Consider the following 16113-nt stretch of genomic DNA (forward strand, 5'->3'; position numbering starts at 1 on the left):
CCTGGCGCGGCGTCTGCGGTATCCGCTCCCATCTACGAGATGAAAGCGGCGCTGCAAAGCCGCTCTCGCGGGATGGTGCAGTCTGCGCGCCGGAACATTCGAGGCCGGCGGTCGTAGGGGACGGTACGACGGGGCATGTCTCGCCCCGGCCCGACTTCTCTGAAAGGATACCTCATGGCCGACGATACATCGCACGATCCGCAACGACGCCTGGTTCTCGGCGGGTTGGCTGGCGGCGCGGCCGCAGCCGGGCTGGCCGGACCTGCGGCGGCGCAGACCTCCGGCGAGACGCCGGCTGCCAGCCCGCTCACCGAGATGCGGGATCCGCAGGACGCCTATCCCCAACCGCCCTTCGAGAGACAGCAGCAGGACTGGCCCGGCCTTGCCAGCGAGATGACCCCGGTTCCCGATCACGGCGAGGAAAGCTATGTCGGCTCCGGCCGCCTGACGGGGCGACGCGCCCTGATCACCGGCGGTGACAGCGGGATCGGCCGGGCCGCCGCGATCGCCTATGCCCGCGAGGGGGCCGATGTCGCGATCAATTACCTCCCCGCCGAGGAGCAGGACGCGCAGCAGGTCATCGCCCTGATCGAGGCGGAGGGGCGAACGGCGGTCGCGATCCCGGGAGACATCACCGACGCCGCCTTCTGCCGCGACCTCGTCGAGCGCGCGGTCGAGGGACTGGGGGGGCTGGATATCCTCGTGAACAACGCGGGCTACCAGCAGTTTGCCGAGAGCATCGAGGATATCTCCGAGGAGGACTTCGACACGACGATGAAGACGAACATCTATGCGCCGTTCCGGATCACCAAGGCGGCCCTGCCGCACATGGAAGCCGGCAGCGCGATCGTCATCACGACGTCCGTCGTGGCCGAGGATCCGCCGGAGATCCTGTTCGACTATGCCCAGACCAAGGCGGCCAACATCATCTTCGCGAAGGCGCTGGCCAAGCAGCTCGGGCCGCGCGGAATTCGCGTGAACGCCGTTGCACCGGGGCCGTTCTGGACGCCGCTGCAGGTCGTCGGCGGTCAGCCGGCGGACGCGATCCCGGAGTTCGGCGCGTCCACGGTCATCGGCCGTCCCGGCCAGCCGGTCGAGATTGCACCGCTCTACGTCCTCGCGGCAAGTTCCGAGGCGAGCTACTCGACCGGGCAGGTCTTCGAAGCGACCGGCGGCTAGGGACGCCTCCTGCCGGGGCGATCCCCGGCGGGCCGAGCGGCCCGTCGTCGCTCGCCGGTCCCTTCCGGACACAAAAAAGGGCCCCGGGATCGTCTCCCGGGGCCCTTCTTGCGTTCGTCGCGGTCCTGAGGTGCCCCTAGTGGGCGTGGACCTTGTCCCAGTCCTCGCGCTTCGGGAGCGTCTCGAAGGTGTGCTCCGGCGGGGGGCACGGCAGAGTCCATTCGAGGGTATCCGCGTACTCGTTCCAGTAGTTGTTCTGGGTGATCCGCTTGCCCCGGAAGAGGGTGTAGAAGACCACGCCGATGAAGAACAGGAACGAGGCGAAGGAGAGGAACGCGCCGATCGAGGAGACGTAGTTCCAGGTCGCGAAGGCCTCGGGGTAGTCGATGTAGCGGCGCGGCATGCCCTGACGCCCGAGGAAGTGCTGCGGGAAGAAGGTCAGGTTGGCACCGATGAAGAAGACCCAGAAGTGCACCTTGCCGGCCCATTCGGGGTACTGACGGCCCGAGAACTTGCCGATGTAGAAGTACACCCCGGCGAAGATCGCGAACACGGCCCCGAGGCTCATCACGTAGTGGAAGTGCGCCACGACGTAGTAGGTGTCGTGATAGGCGCGGTCGATGCCGGCCTGGCTCAGGACGATGCCGGTGACGCCGCCCACGGTGAACAGGAAGAGGAACCCGAACGCCCAGAGCATCGGCGTCTTGAGTTCGACCGAGCCGCCCCACATCGTCGCGATCCAGGAGAAGATCTTGATGCCCGTCGGCACGGCGATGACCATGGTCGCCAGCATGAAGTAGCTCTGCTGGGTGAGGGACATGCCCACCGTGTACATGTGGTGCGCCCAGACGACGAAGCCGAGGACCCCAATCGCCACCATCGCGTAGACCATCGGCAGGTAGCCGAAGATCGGCTTGCGGCTGAAGGTGGCGATGACGTGGGAGATGATGCCGAAGCCCGGCACGATCACGATGTACACCTCGGGGTGCCCGAAGAACCACAGGATGTGCTGGTAGAGCACCGGGTCGCCGCCGCCGGCGGGATCGAAGAAGGCGGTGCCGAAGTTCCGGTCCGTCAGCAGCATGGTGATGGCGCCGGCAAGGACGGGCAGGGCGAGGAGGATCAGCCAAGCGGTGACGAAGATCGACCAGGCGAAGAGCGGCACCTTGTGCATGGTCATGCCGGGGGCGCGCATGTTCAGGAACGTCGTGATCATGTTGATCGCGCCGAGGATCGACGACGCGCCCGACAGGTGGACGGCGAAGATCGCGAGGTCGGTCGAATATCCGCCCTCGGTGGTGGAGAGCGGCGGGTAGAGGACCCAGCCGATGCCCGACCCGGCCTGACCGTTGCCGCCCGGCGCGAGGACCGAGGCGACGGCGAGCGACGTGCCCGCGACGTAGAGCCAGAAGGAGAGGTTGTTCATCCGCGGGAACGCCATGTCCGGCGCGCCGATCTGGAGCGGCATCAGGTAGTTGCCGAAGCCGCCGAAGAGGGCCGGAATCACCACGAAGAACATCATCAGGATGCCGTGCGCCGTGATCAGCACGTTCCACAGGTGCCCGTTGGGGGTACATTCGCCTGCGGGCGCCTGGGTGAAGACGCGCGCGCCTTCCATGCACATGTACTGCACGTCCGGCGTCATGAGTTCGAGACGCATGTAAACTGTGAAGGCCACCGATATCAGCCCGACAAAGGCCGATACGAAGAGATACAGGATCCCGATGTCCTTGTGGTTCGTGGACATGAACCACCGCGTGAAGAACCCACGCTCGTCGTGATGGTCGTGCCCGTGGATGGCGGCGTCGGCCATGCAAGCCTCCCTGAGAGATCAGCCTTGGGTGCGGGAGCAGGGCGCGTCCCGTCGTCAATGCCTGCTTCTAAGGCGATGACCCGTGGCAGGCAATGTCCGAATATGCCGCAGGGGACCGCGTCCCGGCGTCGCGCCCAGCCACGGACCCCGCGCGGCGGGGCTCGGGAGGCGGCCCCGGGGGGGTAGCCGACCCGCAGGGGACATGCCGGCCGCGACCGTCATCCCGACGGCGCCGCCGCTGCTGCAGGGACGCGCCGCTGGGGTAAGCATGGGATCCCCGGCTCCGGCGGACCGGGTCTGGAAAGGCATCCGTCCCGCGATCCGGACCCGCTGCCCCCGGATCGCACGCATGCCCGGCCCCCGGGCGGATCGCTTCCGGCGCCCCCTCGGCCTTTTCTCCCCGTAGAGCCTCATCAACTTCCTGCGCCGACATGCGCGTCGGGACGCCCTGCGGCTTGACCCTCGAAGCCGCCCCCACCATGGTCCGCGCGACTTTGATGCAAGGATCCGAGCCTTGGCTTCCAGCCCTCCCCCCTTTTCCCGGTTCGAGTGGATGATCGCGTGGCGCTACCTGCGGGCGACGCGCGCAGAGGGTGGCGTCTCCGTCATGACATGGATCAGCCTGATCGGCATCGCGCTTGCCGTCTTCGCCCTGATCGCGGTCCTCGCCGTGCGCACGGGGTTCCGGGCGGAGTTCGTGGACACGATCCTCGGCGCCAATGCCCATGTCACGCTCTACCAGTCCTCGGCGGTCAACGAGGCGGGGCAGGGTTCCCGCCAGATCGAGGATTACGTGGCCCTCGCCGAACGGGTCGCCGCGGTTCCCGGGGTCACCCGCGCCGCGCCGCTGATCAAGGGGCAGGTCATGTCCTCCGCCAACGGACGGACGGCGGGCGTCGAGGTCTACGGGATCACGCTGGAGGATCTCCGGGGCGTGCCGCGGATCGAAAGCCCCGAGGAATCGCTCGGCGATCTCTCCCGCTTCGACGAGGGCGTCGCCATCGGCTGGGAAGTTGCCGCGTCGCTCGGGGTCGGGCCGGGAGACATGATCCGCCTGATCTCCCCCGATGGCGTGCGGACGGCCTTCGGCACCTCGCCCCGCGTCAACGCCTACGAGGTGGTCTACGTCTTCCGCGCAGGCCGCTACGATATCGACCGGACGCGCCTGTACATGCCGTTTGCCGAGGCGCAGTCCTACTTCAACCGCGAGGGCTTCGCCGACGAGCTCGAGGTCATGGTCGAGGATCCCGACCGCGTGGACGACCTGACGACGGACCTCCTCAGGGCCGGCGGCGAGCGCACGCTGCTCTGGACGTGGCGGGACGCCTCCGGGTCCTTCCTTCAGGCCCTGAAGATGGAGGACAACGTGATGTTCATCATAATGTCGATCCTCGTGCTGATCGCGGCGATGAACATCGTCTCCGGCCTCATCATGCTGGTCAAGAACAAGGGGCGGGACATCGGGATCCTGCGCACCATGGGCCTGACCGAAGGCTCCGTGCTCAGGGTGTTCTTCATCTGCGGCGCGTCGGTTGGAACGATCGGAACGCTCGCCGGGGTGATCTTCGGCTGTCTCTTCGCGATCTACATCGACCAGATCTTCAACGTGGTGAACTACATCGCCGGCGGCGGCGTCTGGGATGCCTCGATCCGCGGCATCTATGCGGTGCCCGCCAAGCTGGAGCTCGGGGACGTGATCTCCGCGATCGCGCTGTCGCTCGGTCTGTCCTACGTCATCACGATCTTTCCCGCCCGCCGCGCCGCGCGGATGAACCCGGTGGAGGCGCTTCGCTATGAGTGAGACCGCGCTGAGCCTCTCCGGCATCGAGAAGACCTACAATCGCGGCAAGACCGGCGCCGTCCATGTCCTCTCGGGGGTGGATCTCACGCTGAAGCGGGGCGAGGTCGTCGCTCTCGTCGCACCCTCGGGGGCCGGCAAGTCGACGCTCCTGCATATCGCCGGCCTTCTCGACACGCCGGACGAAGGCCATGTCAGCGTGGCGGGGCAGGAGCTGACCGGGACGGGGGATGCGCGTCGTACCGCGGCGCGAAGGGCCGAGATCGGCTTCGTCTACCAGTTCCACCACCTGCTCCCGGAGTTCACCGCGGCAGAGAACATCGTGCTGCCGCAGCTCGCCAACGGCGCTGCCTGGGCGGAGGCGGAGGCCCGCGCGAAAGAGCTTCTGGGGACGGTTGGCATGGATCACCGCGCCGATCATCGGCCCTCGGCGCTGTCGGGGGGCGAGCAGCAGCGCGTCGCCTTCTGCCGCGCGCTAGCGAATGCGCCCGCGCTCCTCCTGGCCGACGAGCCGACCGGCAACCTCGACCCGACCACGTCCGACACGGTATTCGCCGCCCTGATGAGCCTCGTGCGGGAGACCGGCCTTGCCGCCCTGATCGCGACCCATAACCTCGAGCTTGCGAGCCGCATGGACCGCGTTCTGCACCTCGACGGCGGCCGTCTGACGGAACGAGGGCGGTCGGGGGCGTCCTGATTCGTCGCAAGGGTCACCCCGGATGACGGCCCGGATCCACCCCGCAACGAGTCGCGCCGGGACCTGCGGTCCGGCCTAGGGCCCCTCCCGGAAATCGCTCCGATCGGCGAGCCAATGCTCCGCCATGTCCAGCGCGGCGCCCCTGCGGCGGGCGCTGTTGGAGAGGGAGAGGAGATCCATCGAGAGCTTCACGCCGGTCCAGAAGCGCAGGAGGCCGGGCGGGTGCTCGTCCAGAAGACCCGTGGAGAGAAGCGCGTCCAGCGCCACCGGATCCACGCCCCAGAGCGGCCGCGGCACGGGATGGGCGGTCGAGGTGAAGACGAGCATGGTGGCGACGTCCCGCACGACCGGCCAGTGCGTGACGAGGGAGAGGTCGACGCCCCAGACAGCCGTCTCGTCCATCAGCATGTTCAAGGGTGTGAAGTCGCCGTGGATCAGCGCCTGCCGGATGATCCGGTCGCTGAGGACGGGAACCTGTTCGGCGAGGCGATCAGCAATGGCCCCCGTGACGGCGCGCGTCGCGGCATCGCGCCCGGTGGCGGCGGCCTCGGCGCGGTTCTTTGCCCAGAAGCGCACGCCGAACGTCACCTCCTTCTCGCTGCCCGCGGCATAAGCGCCGAGCCAGCCGGCGGCCCGCGACAGGAGCACGCGCCGCGCGCTTTCATCCGCCTCGGCCAGCAGGTCCTGAAGACGGCGCCCCGGCACCCGCTCGATCACGGCAAGCCCCTCGTCCGGGGCGAAGTGGACGGGGCGGGGAACACGGAAGGGACCGCTCTGCATCCGCGGCAGCCGGCGCGCGAGGGCAGCCTCCATCCGCTTCACTTCGTCCGCGCCGCCGGGGCCATCCACGAACTTGGCGATCACGGGGGCGCCGTTCAGCCGGGCTGAGATCACAACGCGGCCGGGCTTGGCCTGCAGGCTGTCGCCGATCACGAGGCCGGAAAGCTCTGGAATCGTCCGGGAGAGGGCGGCAAGGCGCGCCTGCCCTCGGGCCATCATCTCCAGCTTGTCGAGAAAGGACAATTTCGCCAAGCGCGGGCCTCCGGGGGGGGGTCAGGAACAGATACCGCGGATCTCGGCATCCGCATAGGGAATCATGATCCGGCCCGCCCGCTCGCGGTCGGCGAGGCCGGGGAACTGGGGGGTCAGGAGTGCCCTCAGACGCGCCGTGCGGGCGCCCTCGGGATCGAGCGCGCGGCAGCAGACATATTCCTCGACGATGCTGGCCTGCTGCTCGTAGGGGTAATCGAGAAAGGGCCGCTCGCCGGCCACGTCGAACAGGTAGGGATCCTCGGCCTCGACCTGCTCCCCAACGGCGCGGAGCGGATTGTAGCCCGTCACCTCGCGGGCCTGCCATTGCCAGACATGGGTCAGCTCATGGGCGAGGAGCATGGCCTGGGGCAGGGGAAGCGTCTCTGGATAGCTCGCGACCCAGTCGTCCCGCTGGTAGCTCTCCGCCACGAACATTCGGCTGCCCAAGACGAAGGCGGCGGTGGAGACCTCCACCGAGGGGCCTTCCTCCGGCGGCCAGATCCGCTCCCGGCAGGCAAGCTGCGGTCTGGGCGGGCGCTCGAACACGATCCCGCCGATCAGTGCGCCGTCATGGAAGCGGACGCGGGATGTGTCCACCGCCGCTCCGTGCACCGTATCGATGAAGGCCCGCTCGTTCTGCGTCATCGGCCGCGCGCAGGCGGCCAGCAGGATCAGAAGGAGGAGCGCGCGCATTGAGCCGGGGTCCGCTGGACCGAGAAGGAGACGCCCTCAGACATCGAGCTCTTCCACGAACTTGGCGTTCTGCTGGATGTAGTCGAAGCGCATCTCGGGCTTCTTGCCCATCAGGCGCTCGACGAGATCCCCCGTTTCTCCGGCCACGTCCTCATCGATGGAGATGCGGATGAGCCGGCGGCTCACGGGGTCCATCGTGGTCTCCTTAAGGTCCTTGGCATCCATTTCGCCGAGCCCCTTGAAGCGGGAGACGTCGATCTTGCCGCGCCCGCCGAGCCCCTTTTCCACCGCGGCGTCGCGCTCCGCCTGATCGAGGCAATAGACGCGCTTCGCCCCTTGCGTGAGGCGGAAGAGCGGGGGGCAGGCAAGGTAGAGGTGCCCGGCATCGATCATCGGGCGCATCTGCGAGAAGAAGAAAGTCATCAGCAGGGAGGCGATATGCGCGCCGTCCACGTCCGCATCGGTCATGATGATGATCTTGTCGTAGCGAAGGTCATCCAGCCGGAAGCGGGACCCGAGGCCGACGCCCATCGCCTGGCAGAGGTCCGAGATTTCCTGGTTCGCGCCCATCTTCGAGGAGGCGGCGCCGAGGACGTTCAGGATCTTGCCCCGGAGCGGCAGGAGTGCCTGCGTCTTGCGGTCCCGCGCCATCTTGGCGGATCCGCCGGCGCTGTCGCCCTCGACGATGAAGAGTTCGGTGCCGGCGCGGTTCGTCGCGGAGCAGTCCACGAGCTTGCCCGGCAGGCGAAGTTTCTTCGTCGCGGTCTTGCGCGCGGTTTCCTTTTCCTGCCGGCGGCGGATCCGCTCCTCGGCGCGCAGGACGAGGAAGTCGAGAATCGCCCCGGCACTCTTGGTATCCGTCGCGAGCCAGTGGTCGAAATGGTCCCGCACGGCGCCTTCGACCATGCGCTGCGCCTCGGTGGTGGCAAGCCGGTCCTTGGTCTGGCCGACGAATTCAGGCTCGCGGATGAAACAGGAGACGAGGGCGCAGCCGCCGGTGGTCAGGTCGTCCCGCGTGATCTGCGCGGCCTTGCGGTTTCCGGCGAGCTCGCCGTAGGCCTTCAGCCCCTTGAGAAGCGCGGCCCAGAAACCCGCCTCGTGGGTGCCACCCTCTGGGGTCGGGACCGTGTTGCAATAGGACTGGATGAACCCGTCCTTCGCCGGCGTCCAGTTCACCGCCCATTCGACGGAGCCGGGCTGGCCGTACTTCTCCTGGAACGAGACCTTCCCGGCGAACGGCGCGTCGGCGTAGGTCGTCGAGCCTTCGAGTTGCTCGCCGAGGTAGTCGGACAGGCCGCCCGGGAAGTGGAACGTGGCCTCCTGCGGCGTGTCACCGTCGGGGATCGCGGATTTCCACCGAATCTCCACGCCGGAGAAGAGGTAGGCCTTGGACTTCACCATATTCATCAGCCGCGAAGGCCGGAAGCGGTGAGCGCCGAAGATCTCCTCATCGGCGTGGAAGGTCACGGTGGTGCCGCGCCGGTTGGGGGCGGCCCCGACATGCGCCACCGGCCCGAGCGGCTTGCCGCGGGAAAACTCCTGAACGTAGAGTTCGCGGTTCCGCGCCACCTCGATGCGGACATGGTCGGACAGCGCGTTCACCACCGAGATGCCGACGCCGTGGAGGCCGCCCGACGTCTGGTAGGCCTTGCCGTCGAACTTGCCGCCGGCATGGAGTGTGCAGAGGATCACCTCGAGGGCGGACTTGTCCGGGAATTTCGGGTGCGGATCCACCGGGATGCCGCGGCCATTGTCCCGCACGGTGATGGAATGGTCGGCGTTCACCTCAACTTCGATGCGCGTGGCGTGGCCTGCCACGGCCTCGTCCATCGAGTTGTCGAGCACTTCGGCGACGAGATGATGCAGCGCGCGCTCGTCCGTGCCGCCGATATACATGCCGGGCCGTTTGCGCACCGGCTCGAGCCCTTCGAGCACCTCGATCGAGGAGGCGTCGTAGGCGGGCACATCCTGCGCGGAAAGAAGATCGTCGGCCATTGATGCTGCTCTTTTCGTTCTGGATTTGCCCCCATGGTATCCCGACGCGCGTCCCGCCGCAAAGGCTTCCGGCGGGGCGCGGGGTCAAGATGACGCCAGGGGGATGACGTGCGCCGCCCGGCGCCTATCCTTGGGGCGAACCATCGGGGAGCGAGAGATGCGCATTTTCTTCACGGGCGGCAGCGGCAAGGCGGGGCGTCATGCGATCCCGGTGCTGAAGGCCGCCGGCCATACCATCGTCAACGCGGACCGCGCCCCCTTAGGTCTGGACGGGGTGGACGATCTGAACGTCGATCTGACCGATGGCGGGCAGGTGTGGAATGCGCTGACGATGATCGGCAATCTCGGCGAGCTCGATGGCGAGGCGCCGCCCCGCTTCGACGCGGTGGTGCATTTCGCCGCGACCCCGCGCATCTTGATCGAGCCGGACGACGCCACTTATCGCAACAACGTGCTGTCCACCTACAATGTCATCGAGGCGGCGGTGAAGCTCGGGATCCCGAAGGTCATCTTCGCGTCCTCCGAAACGACCTACGGCATCTGCTTCGCCCGCGGCGAGATGAAGCCGGACTACGTGCCGGTGGACGAGGATCACCCCACCGTTCCCCATGACAGCTACGGGATGTCCAAGGTGACGGGGGAGGTCATCGGCCGCTCCTTCCAGGCCCGAAGCGGGACGGACATCTACGGTCTGCGGATCAACAACGTCATCGAACCGCACGAATACGAACGGGATTTCCCCGCCTATGTCGAGGATCCGGACCTGCGGCGGCGCAACATCTTCGCCTATATCGACGCGCGGGACCTCGGCCATGCGGTGGAGCGATGCCTGCAGACGGACGGGCTGGGCTACCGGGTCTTCAACATCGCCAACGCCGACCCCTCCGTCGATCTGACCTCGGCCGAAATCGCGGAGCGCTGGTACGGCGGCGTTCCGATGCGCCGCGAGATGGGCGAGCGGGAGACGTTCTACGACATCACCCGAGCGCGGGAGGAGCTGGGCTTCGAGCCCAAATACGACTGGCGCGAGGAACTGGGACGCTCGTAGAGGCCGGCGCGCGGCCTCACGGGGCCGCGGAGCGCGGAGGGTCGAACCTCTAGAAGGGCGGCTGGTGATGTGCCCGCTCACGCGAACGGTCCTTGCCGGGCACTCCGCGCGGGATTAGGAGCCGGCGCCATGACGGATCGCCTCTCCATAGCCGGACACGCGCGGGCCCTCCTTGGCCTCGGGCTGCCGCTTGTCGGGGCCAATCTGGGCATGTTCGTGATCGGCATGACGGACACGGCCATGCTCGGACGCTACAGCGTCGAGGCGCTGGCGGCCGGGGTGCTCGGGCAGTCCTTCTTCATCATGTTCTTTCTCTTCGGAGCGGGGTTCGCTCAGGCGGTCCTGCCGATGGTCGCGGCGCAGCCCGAAACTGCGGAAGGGCGGCTACAGGTGCGCCGTGTGATGAGGATGGGGCTCTGGCTCTCCGTCATCTTCTCGCTCGTCCTTCTGCCGCTCTTCTGGTTCTCGGGCTCGCTCCTTCTCGCGCTCGGGCAGGAGCCGCGGGTCGCGGCGCTGACGGCGGACTACCTGCGAATCGTCGGGCCCGGTCTCGTGCCGGCGCTCGCGGTGATGGTGCTGAAAAGCTACCTCTCCGCCCTCGAACGCACGCAGATATCGCTCTGGGTCACGGTCGGAGCGGTGGTCGTGAACATCGCCGTCAACTGGGTGCTGATCTTCGGCAATCTCGGAGCGCCGGAGCTGGGCGTCCGGGGGGCAGCGCTGGCCTCCGTCTCCGTGCATCTCGTCTCGCTTCTCGGCCTTGCGCTCTATGCGCAGCACGTCTTTCCGGGGCAGGCGCTCTTCGCGCGGCTCTGGGTGCCCGACGGGGCGGTCTTCTGGCAGGTGTTCCGGCTCGGCTGGCCGATCGGACTGACCCAACTCGCCGAGGTCGGCCTGTTCTCGGCGACGGCCGTCATGATCGGCTGGCTGGGCGCCGTCCCGCTGGCCGCCCACGGGATCGCGCTCCAGATCGCCACCGCGACCTTCGTGGTCCACTTGGGCCTGTCGAGCGCGGCCACGATCCGGGCCGGTCGGGCCTTCGGCCTCGGAGATATGGCCCATCTGCGGCGCGGCGCCGTGGCCGCGCTCGGGCTGTCGGGCCTGATGGTGCTGCTGACGGTCGCCGTCTTCCTCCTGGCGCCCGAGCCGCTGATGGTGCCCTTCCTCGATCCCGAGGATCCGCAGCGGCCGCGCATCGTCGCCCTCGGGACGTCTCTTATCGCCGTCGCGGCCCTCTTTCAGATGGCGGATGCGGCCCAGGTCATGGCGCTGGGGTTCCTGCGCGGGATGCAGGACACCCGGGTGCCGATGATCTACGCCACCATCGCCTACTGGCTCGTCGGTCTGCCGGCGAGCTACATCCTCGGCTTTCCGCTCGGCCTCGGCGCGCCCGGGGTCTGGGGCGGGCTGGTGATCGGCCTCGCGGTCGCGGCGATCCTGCTGATGCTGCGCTTCTGGCGGTCCGGGCGGGTCCCGGGCCCGCAGCCCGGCTGAGGCGGGACCCCCGGTAATAAAGCCCTGTGCGACCGGCGACGGGATGGGTAGTCTCCCGCTCGAGACAGACCGGGACGAAGGACGCGACGCCATGACCATCGCCGAGGCCGACGCCATGAAGTTGCCGGGCGAGGAGGATCGCCTGGGCGACGCTCTCCGCCGTCTGCCGGGGCGCCTCTTCGCGGTGCTCGACGGGGCGAACTATCCCGATCTGCCCGGCCGCCTCCGCGAGGTCGGCCTCGACTACTTCGCCCTCTACGGTGAGGAGACCGACGCGCCGGACATACGCTACGGCCCCCATCTCGTCGTCTGCCCGAGCGCCTTCGCGGTGGAGCAGGTGCGGGACGTCTCCGCCGGAACGCCGACGGTGGTCTGGTGGGCCTGGCCCGACGAGGGGAGCGAGACGGAGGTCGCCGTCTGGCGCCACATGCGCCGCCTGTCCGTGGTGGACGTGCCGGTCGGCCGCGACGAGGAGATGATCGGCCCGCCGCGCCACGGCGCCGTGACCGGCTCGGGGCCCGAAGAGCCCGTCTTCCTGCGCCATGCCGATGCCGACGTGGTGGCCGCGCTCGTGGATGTGCTCGAGCCCGAACAGACGGCGCAGCTTTTCGGGGAGGCGCTGGCGATCCTCGCCGAAACACCGGCCGCGCCCGGCCTTGCCCTGTTCGAGCGGCCGGAGGCGCAGGATCCGGGCGGCCGCCTCTCCCTGTCGCCCGATCAATACGCGTGTCTGACCGTCTCCTACAGGCGCGCCCTCGGGCGCCGGGCGGAGATCGAGTTCGCCTCCCTTGCCGGGCCCGGTGCGACGGGACGGAGGCGGATCCAGGACGCCGTCGAGCGCGCCGAGCGGTACCGGCTCTCCACCAAGTCGGAGATCTGGGACTTCATCACGATGGACATGCGCTACGGAGCCCGGTTCGAGACCGCTGCCGGCCGGGAGGGCGTGCTCGCCGAACTGACCCGGACCGACATGCCCTCCGCCATGCGCCTCTGGCGCGCCGAGATGCTGGCCCAGCAGGTCCGCGGCGAGGACCGGCAGGAGATCTCCGGCACGCGCACCTTCTGAAGCGAGGAGGGCACGGGGTCCGGGCGTGGGCACCGCCGATGTTGCAGGGCATCTCCACGGGGCGCTTCGTAGCAGGACGGAGCACGGGATCGACGACCGGAGGGTGTCCCCGTGGCCGTTATTTCCGGACGTGCCGCGCCGCCATGAGGGTCGCGGACAATCGGACGGCCCGGACCCGCGTCACTCGGCTTCGCCGGCCTCCTGCCGGGACTTCGTCAGGCGATCGGCCTTCTTGCGAACGAGGACGCAGCGCAGATCGTGCATCGCGAGGAGAAGCGCGTCGGTGACATTCTCGAGCTGTTCGTCGGTCGCCCTGGACTGCGCCCATTGCGCGGTCAGGTTCAGGTGATCGATGGCGCGATGGATGTCGTCGAGGTCCCGAAAGGACAGGACCTTCCTGCGCTCTTCCATCCAGTTCCGAATGGTCGCGATGTCGGTCTCGGAGAGCGTGCGGTCCCCGTGGGGCTTCACCTCGCCGTTGCGGATGTTGACGACCGCGATCTGGTCCATCTCGATCCGGCGCTGGCGGTTCTCGGTATCGACGCGGAAGACCATCGCGCCGTTCTCGCGGATGCGGAAGTAGTAGTCAGGAAGATCGATCATGGTCCGCTCCGCTCAAGAGTGGGGCGCCCGCCCCTCGCGGGGATGAAAGGGCGCCCTGACTCTCCTTAGCTCAGCGCGGCGCAGAAGTCCTGAATGCGCGAGCAGGCTTCCTTCAGATTCTCGTCCGATGTCGCATAGCTGATGCGGAAGGCGGGGGAGAGACCGAAGGCCGCGCCGAAGACGACCGCGACGCCCTTCTCTTCGAGGAGCGCCTTCGCGAAGGTCTCGTCGTTCTCGATCTTCGTACCCGCCTCGGTGGTCTTGCCGATGCAGTCATCGATCACGGGATAGACGTAGAAGGCGCCTTCGGGCAGCGGGCAGGAGATGCCCTCCGCGGCGTTCAGCATCTCGACGACCATGTCCCTGCGCCGCTTGAAGATCGCGTTGTTCTCGGGGATGAAGTCCTGCGTGCCGTTCAGCGCCTCGACCGCCGCCCATTGCGAGATGGAGCAGGGGTTCGACGTCGATTGCGACTGGATCTTGCGCATCGCGTCGATCAGCATCTTCGGCCCCGCGGCATAGCCGATGCGCCAGCCCGTCATGGCATAGGCCTTGGAGACGCCGTTCACGGTGAGCGTGCGATCGTAGAGCGCAGGCTCCACCTGCGCCGGGGTCGCGAACTCGAAGTCGTCGTAGGTCAGGTGCTCGTACATGTCGTCCGACATCACCCAGACATGGGGATGGCGAAGAAGCACGTCCGTCAGCGCCTTCAGCTCGTCGCGGGTATAGGCCGCGCCCGTGGGGTTCGACGGGGAGTTGAAGATGAACCACTTCGTCTTGTCGGTGATCGCGGCCTCGAGCGCCTCGGCCGTCAGCTTGAAGCCGGTCGCGCTGGTCGTCTCGACGAAGACGGGCTCGCCGCCGGCAAGGAGGGCCATGTCCGGATAGCTGACCCAGTAGGGCGCCGGGATCACGACCTCGTCGCCCGGATTGAGCGTCGCCTGAAGGGCGTTATAGAGAATCTGCTTGCCGCCGGTGCCGACGGAGACCTGCTCCGGCTTGTAGTCGAGGCCGTTGTCGCGCTTGAACTTGGCGCAGATCGCGGCCTTGAGCTCGGGGATGCCGTCGGCAGGGGTGTACTTCGTCTTGCCGTCGGAGATCGCTTGAACCGCGGCGTCCTTGATGTTCTGGGGCGTGTCGAAATCAGGCTCGCCGGCGCCGAGGCCGATGACATCGCGGCCCGCTTCCTTGAGCTCCTTGGCCATCGTTGTCACCGCGATGGTGGCGGAGGGCTTAACGCGGGCAATGGAATCGGACAAAAACGACATGGGCTTCTTTCCGGATCGGGAACAGGTTCGAGGCGTCTTAGGCTTGCCCCGACAAGGCTTCAAGCGATATCCGTAATGCAAGGGAGTGGCGTGACATGAGCGAAGACCAGAACTGGTTCGGCGAAGATACGGCGACCTTCGGAGACCGCCTGATCGGCGCTCGAGAGGCCATCGGCATCGGGCAGGAAGAGCTGGCGCACCGCCTCGGCGTCAAGATCGCCACGGTACAGGCCTGGGAGAACGACGCGAGCGAGCCGCGCGCCAACAAGCTCCAGATGCTGTCCGGTCTGCTCGGCGTGTCGCTCACATGGCTGATCAACGGCACGGGCGACGGTCTGCAGACCCCGCCGGACGCGACCGATGCGCCCCGTCCCGAGCTGTCCGCTCTGCTCGACGAAATGACACAGCTGCGCATCTCGATCGACCGGTCCACGAACAAGCTTCTCGTGCTCGAGCGGCGGCTCCGCTCGGCGCTCTCGGCGCCGGTCCTGCCCGACGACGTCCACGGTGACAGCGAGGAAGGAACGTCGTGATGGAGACATCCGCCAAGGCCGGCCGCACGGAAGACCGCGAGACCCGCGAACGCCGCCTCACCATGCGCTCGGGACGGCGCGGAATGAAGGAGATGGACCTGATCCTCGGCCCCTTCGCCCGCACGACGATCGATACGCTCGGCGAGGAAGAGCTGGACCGCTACGAAGCCCTCCTCAGCGAGAACGATCAGGACCTCTATCGCTGGGTCAGCGGGCAGGCTGCGCCCCCCGAGGAACACGCGCCGATGATCCGCCGGATCGCGGAGCAGGCCGGCGTCTGATCGCGCGGGGGCTTCCGTTCGATCTTAACGGCATATTTGCTCTTTTGCCTCACAAGGCTTCGGAACAGTAACAGTCCGAAGGTATATGGCATGAGCATCGAAATCGCATTGCTGCCGGGAGAGCGCAGCTCTGTTCATGCGACCTATCTCGACGGGCTGAGCCTCCTGGAACGGCTTCACCGGCTCATGCTCGACGTGGTGAAGGACGAGTTCGAGCGGCTCGGTCTCATCGACGTGAACCCGGTTCAGGCGCTCCTCCTCTACAATATCGGCGATAACGAGGTGACCGCCGGGGAGCTCAAGTCCCGCGGGTACTACCAGGGCTCCAATGTCAGCTATAACCTGAAGAAGCTGGTCGAGATGGGCTACATGCACCACCAGCGCAGCGATATCGACCGCCGCTCCGTCCGCGTTCGCCTGACCGCCGAGGGCCGTGAAATCCGGGACGTGATCTGCGCGCTGTTCGAGCGGCATTCCGAGGAAATGCTCGACCGGGGCGTGATCGAGGCCGACGCGCTCGATACCGCGACGAGCACGTTGCGCCGGGTCGAGCGATACTGGCGGGATCAGATCCGGTACATCTACTGAAAACCGCTCCCCCGGGGCGACCCGC

The 16113-nt window shown here is 67.5% G+C and carries 15 protein-coding genes; 9 read left to right on the forward strand and 6 right to left on the reverse strand.

Going from position 1 to position 16113, the window contains the following annotated elements; translation table 11 throughout:
• Window positions 1–174 precede the first annotated feature (174 nt).
• Entirely contained in the window at window positions 175–1179 is a 1005-nt protein-coding gene (locus tag RM543_RS08040) for an SDR family oxidoreductase (protein ID WP_311690377.1), read from the forward strand.
• A 136-nt stretch (window positions 1180–1315) separates the two neighbouring features.
• Here the strand turns inward: RM543_RS08040 and ctaD are convergent, their stop codons facing one another.
• Complete coding sequence (gene ctaD, locus RM543_RS08045) at window positions 1316–2992, reverse strand: cytochrome c oxidase subunit I (RefSeq protein ID WP_311690379.1); 1677 nt, start codon at window positions 2990–2992, stop codon at window positions 1316–1318.
• Between the two features lie 514 nt (window positions 2993–3506).
• Here ctaD and RM543_RS08050 point away from each other — a divergent pair.
• On the forward strand, window positions 3507–4793 hold the full coding sequence (locus RM543_RS08050; RefSeq protein WP_311690381.1) for a lipoprotein-releasing ABC transporter permease subunit: 1287 nt from the start codon (window positions 3507–3509) through the stop codon (window positions 4791–4793).
• A complete protein-coding gene (locus tag RM543_RS08055) occupies window positions 4786–5487 on the forward strand; it encodes an ABC transporter ATP-binding protein (RefSeq protein ID WP_311690383.1) in 702 nt (233 codons plus the stop codon). Before RM543_RS08050 ends, RM543_RS08055 begins: the two co-directional genes overlap by 8 nt.
• A gap of 75 nt (window positions 5488–5562) precedes the next feature.
• Here RM543_RS08055 and RM543_RS08060 read toward each other — a convergent pair whose 3' ends face one another.
• The 3 genes from RM543_RS08060 to parE are packed head-to-tail and all read right to left on the reverse strand — an operon-like array spanning window position 5563 to window position 9207.
• On the reverse strand, window positions 5563–6519 hold the full coding sequence (locus RM543_RS08060; RefSeq protein ID WP_311690384.1) for a phosphotransferase family protein: 957 nt from the start codon (window positions 6517–6519) through the stop codon (window positions 5563–5565).
• 21 nt (window positions 6520–6540) lie between these two features.
• Entirely contained in the window at window positions 6541–7212 is a 672-nt protein-coding gene (locus tag RM543_RS08065; protein ID WP_311690386.1) for a hypothetical protein, read from the reverse strand.
• Between the two features lie 36 nt (window positions 7213–7248).
• Window positions 7249–9207: a DNA topoisomerase IV subunit B gene (parE, locus tag RM543_RS08070; RefSeq protein ID WP_311690388.1), complete on the reverse strand. Its 1959-nt coding sequence runs from the start codon at window positions 9205–9207 to the stop codon at window positions 7249–7251.
• Window positions 9208–9364: 157 nt separating this feature from the next.
• On the opposite strand from parE, the gene RM543_RS08075 reads away from it, so the two are divergent.
• From RM543_RS08075 to RM543_RS08085, 3 genes are all read left to right on the forward strand, one after another.
• Complete coding sequence (locus RM543_RS08075; RefSeq protein ID WP_311690390.1) at window positions 9365–10255, forward strand: NAD-dependent epimerase/dehydratase family protein; 891 nt, start codon at window positions 9365–9367, stop codon at window positions 10253–10255.
• A gap of 129 nt (window positions 10256–10384) precedes the next feature.
• A complete protein-coding gene (locus RM543_RS08080; protein ID WP_311690392.1) occupies window positions 10385–11749 on the forward strand; it encodes an MATE family efflux transporter in 1365 nt (454 codons plus the stop codon).
• Window positions 11750–11840: 91 nt separating this feature from the next.
• Window positions 11841–12815 carry a DUF4123 domain-containing protein gene (locus RM543_RS08085; protein ID WP_311690394.1) on the forward strand — a complete coding sequence of 325 codons (975 nt, stop codon included), beginning with the start codon at window positions 11841–11843 and terminating at the stop codon, window positions 12813–12815.
• 180 nt (window positions 12816–12995) lie between these two features.
• On the opposite strand, the gene RM543_RS08090 is transcribed toward RM543_RS08085, so the two are convergent.
• Both RM543_RS08090 and RM543_RS08095 read right to left on the reverse strand, forming a co-directional pair.
• Window positions 12996–13418, reverse strand: coding sequence for a hypothetical protein (locus RM543_RS08090; protein WP_311690396.1), 423 nt, complete (start codon window positions 13416–13418; stop codon window positions 12996–12998).
• A 65-nt stretch (window positions 13419–13483) separates the two neighbouring features.
• Window positions 13484–14686: a pyridoxal phosphate-dependent aminotransferase gene (locus RM543_RS08095; protein ID WP_311690397.1), complete on the reverse strand. Its 1203-nt coding sequence runs from the start codon at window positions 14684–14686 to the stop codon at window positions 13484–13486.
• Window positions 14687–14781: 95 nt separating this feature from the next.
• Between RM543_RS08095 and RM543_RS08100 the strand changes: the two genes are divergently transcribed.
• The 3 genes from RM543_RS08100 to RM543_RS08110 all read left to right on the forward strand — a co-directional run bounded on the left by RM543_RS08100 (window position 14782) and on the right by RM543_RS08110 (window position 16088).
• A complete protein-coding gene (locus RM543_RS08100) occupies window positions 14782–15219 on the forward strand; it encodes a helix-turn-helix domain-containing protein (protein WP_311690399.1) in 438 nt (145 codons plus the stop codon).
• A complete protein-coding gene (locus RM543_RS08105; RefSeq protein WP_311690401.1) occupies window positions 15219–15500 on the forward strand; it encodes a succinate dehydrogenase assembly factor 2 in 282 nt (93 codons plus the stop codon). The genes RM543_RS08100 and RM543_RS08105 overlap by 1 nt, the downstream gene beginning before the upstream one ends.
• A 90-nt stretch (window positions 15501–15590) precedes the next feature.
• On the forward strand, window positions 15591–16088 hold the full coding sequence (locus tag RM543_RS08110) for a MarR family winged helix-turn-helix transcriptional regulator (RefSeq protein ID WP_311690403.1): 498 nt from the start codon (window positions 15591–15593) through the stop codon (window positions 16086–16088).
• The last annotated feature ends 25 nt before the right edge of the window (window positions 16089–16113 follow it).

Origin of the sequence: Tropicimonas omnivorans, assembly GCF_031846565.1 — a bacterium.
Classification (GTDB): Bacteria; Pseudomonadota; Alphaproteobacteria; order Rhodobacterales; family Rhodobacteraceae; genus Tropicimonas_B; species Tropicimonas_B omnivorans.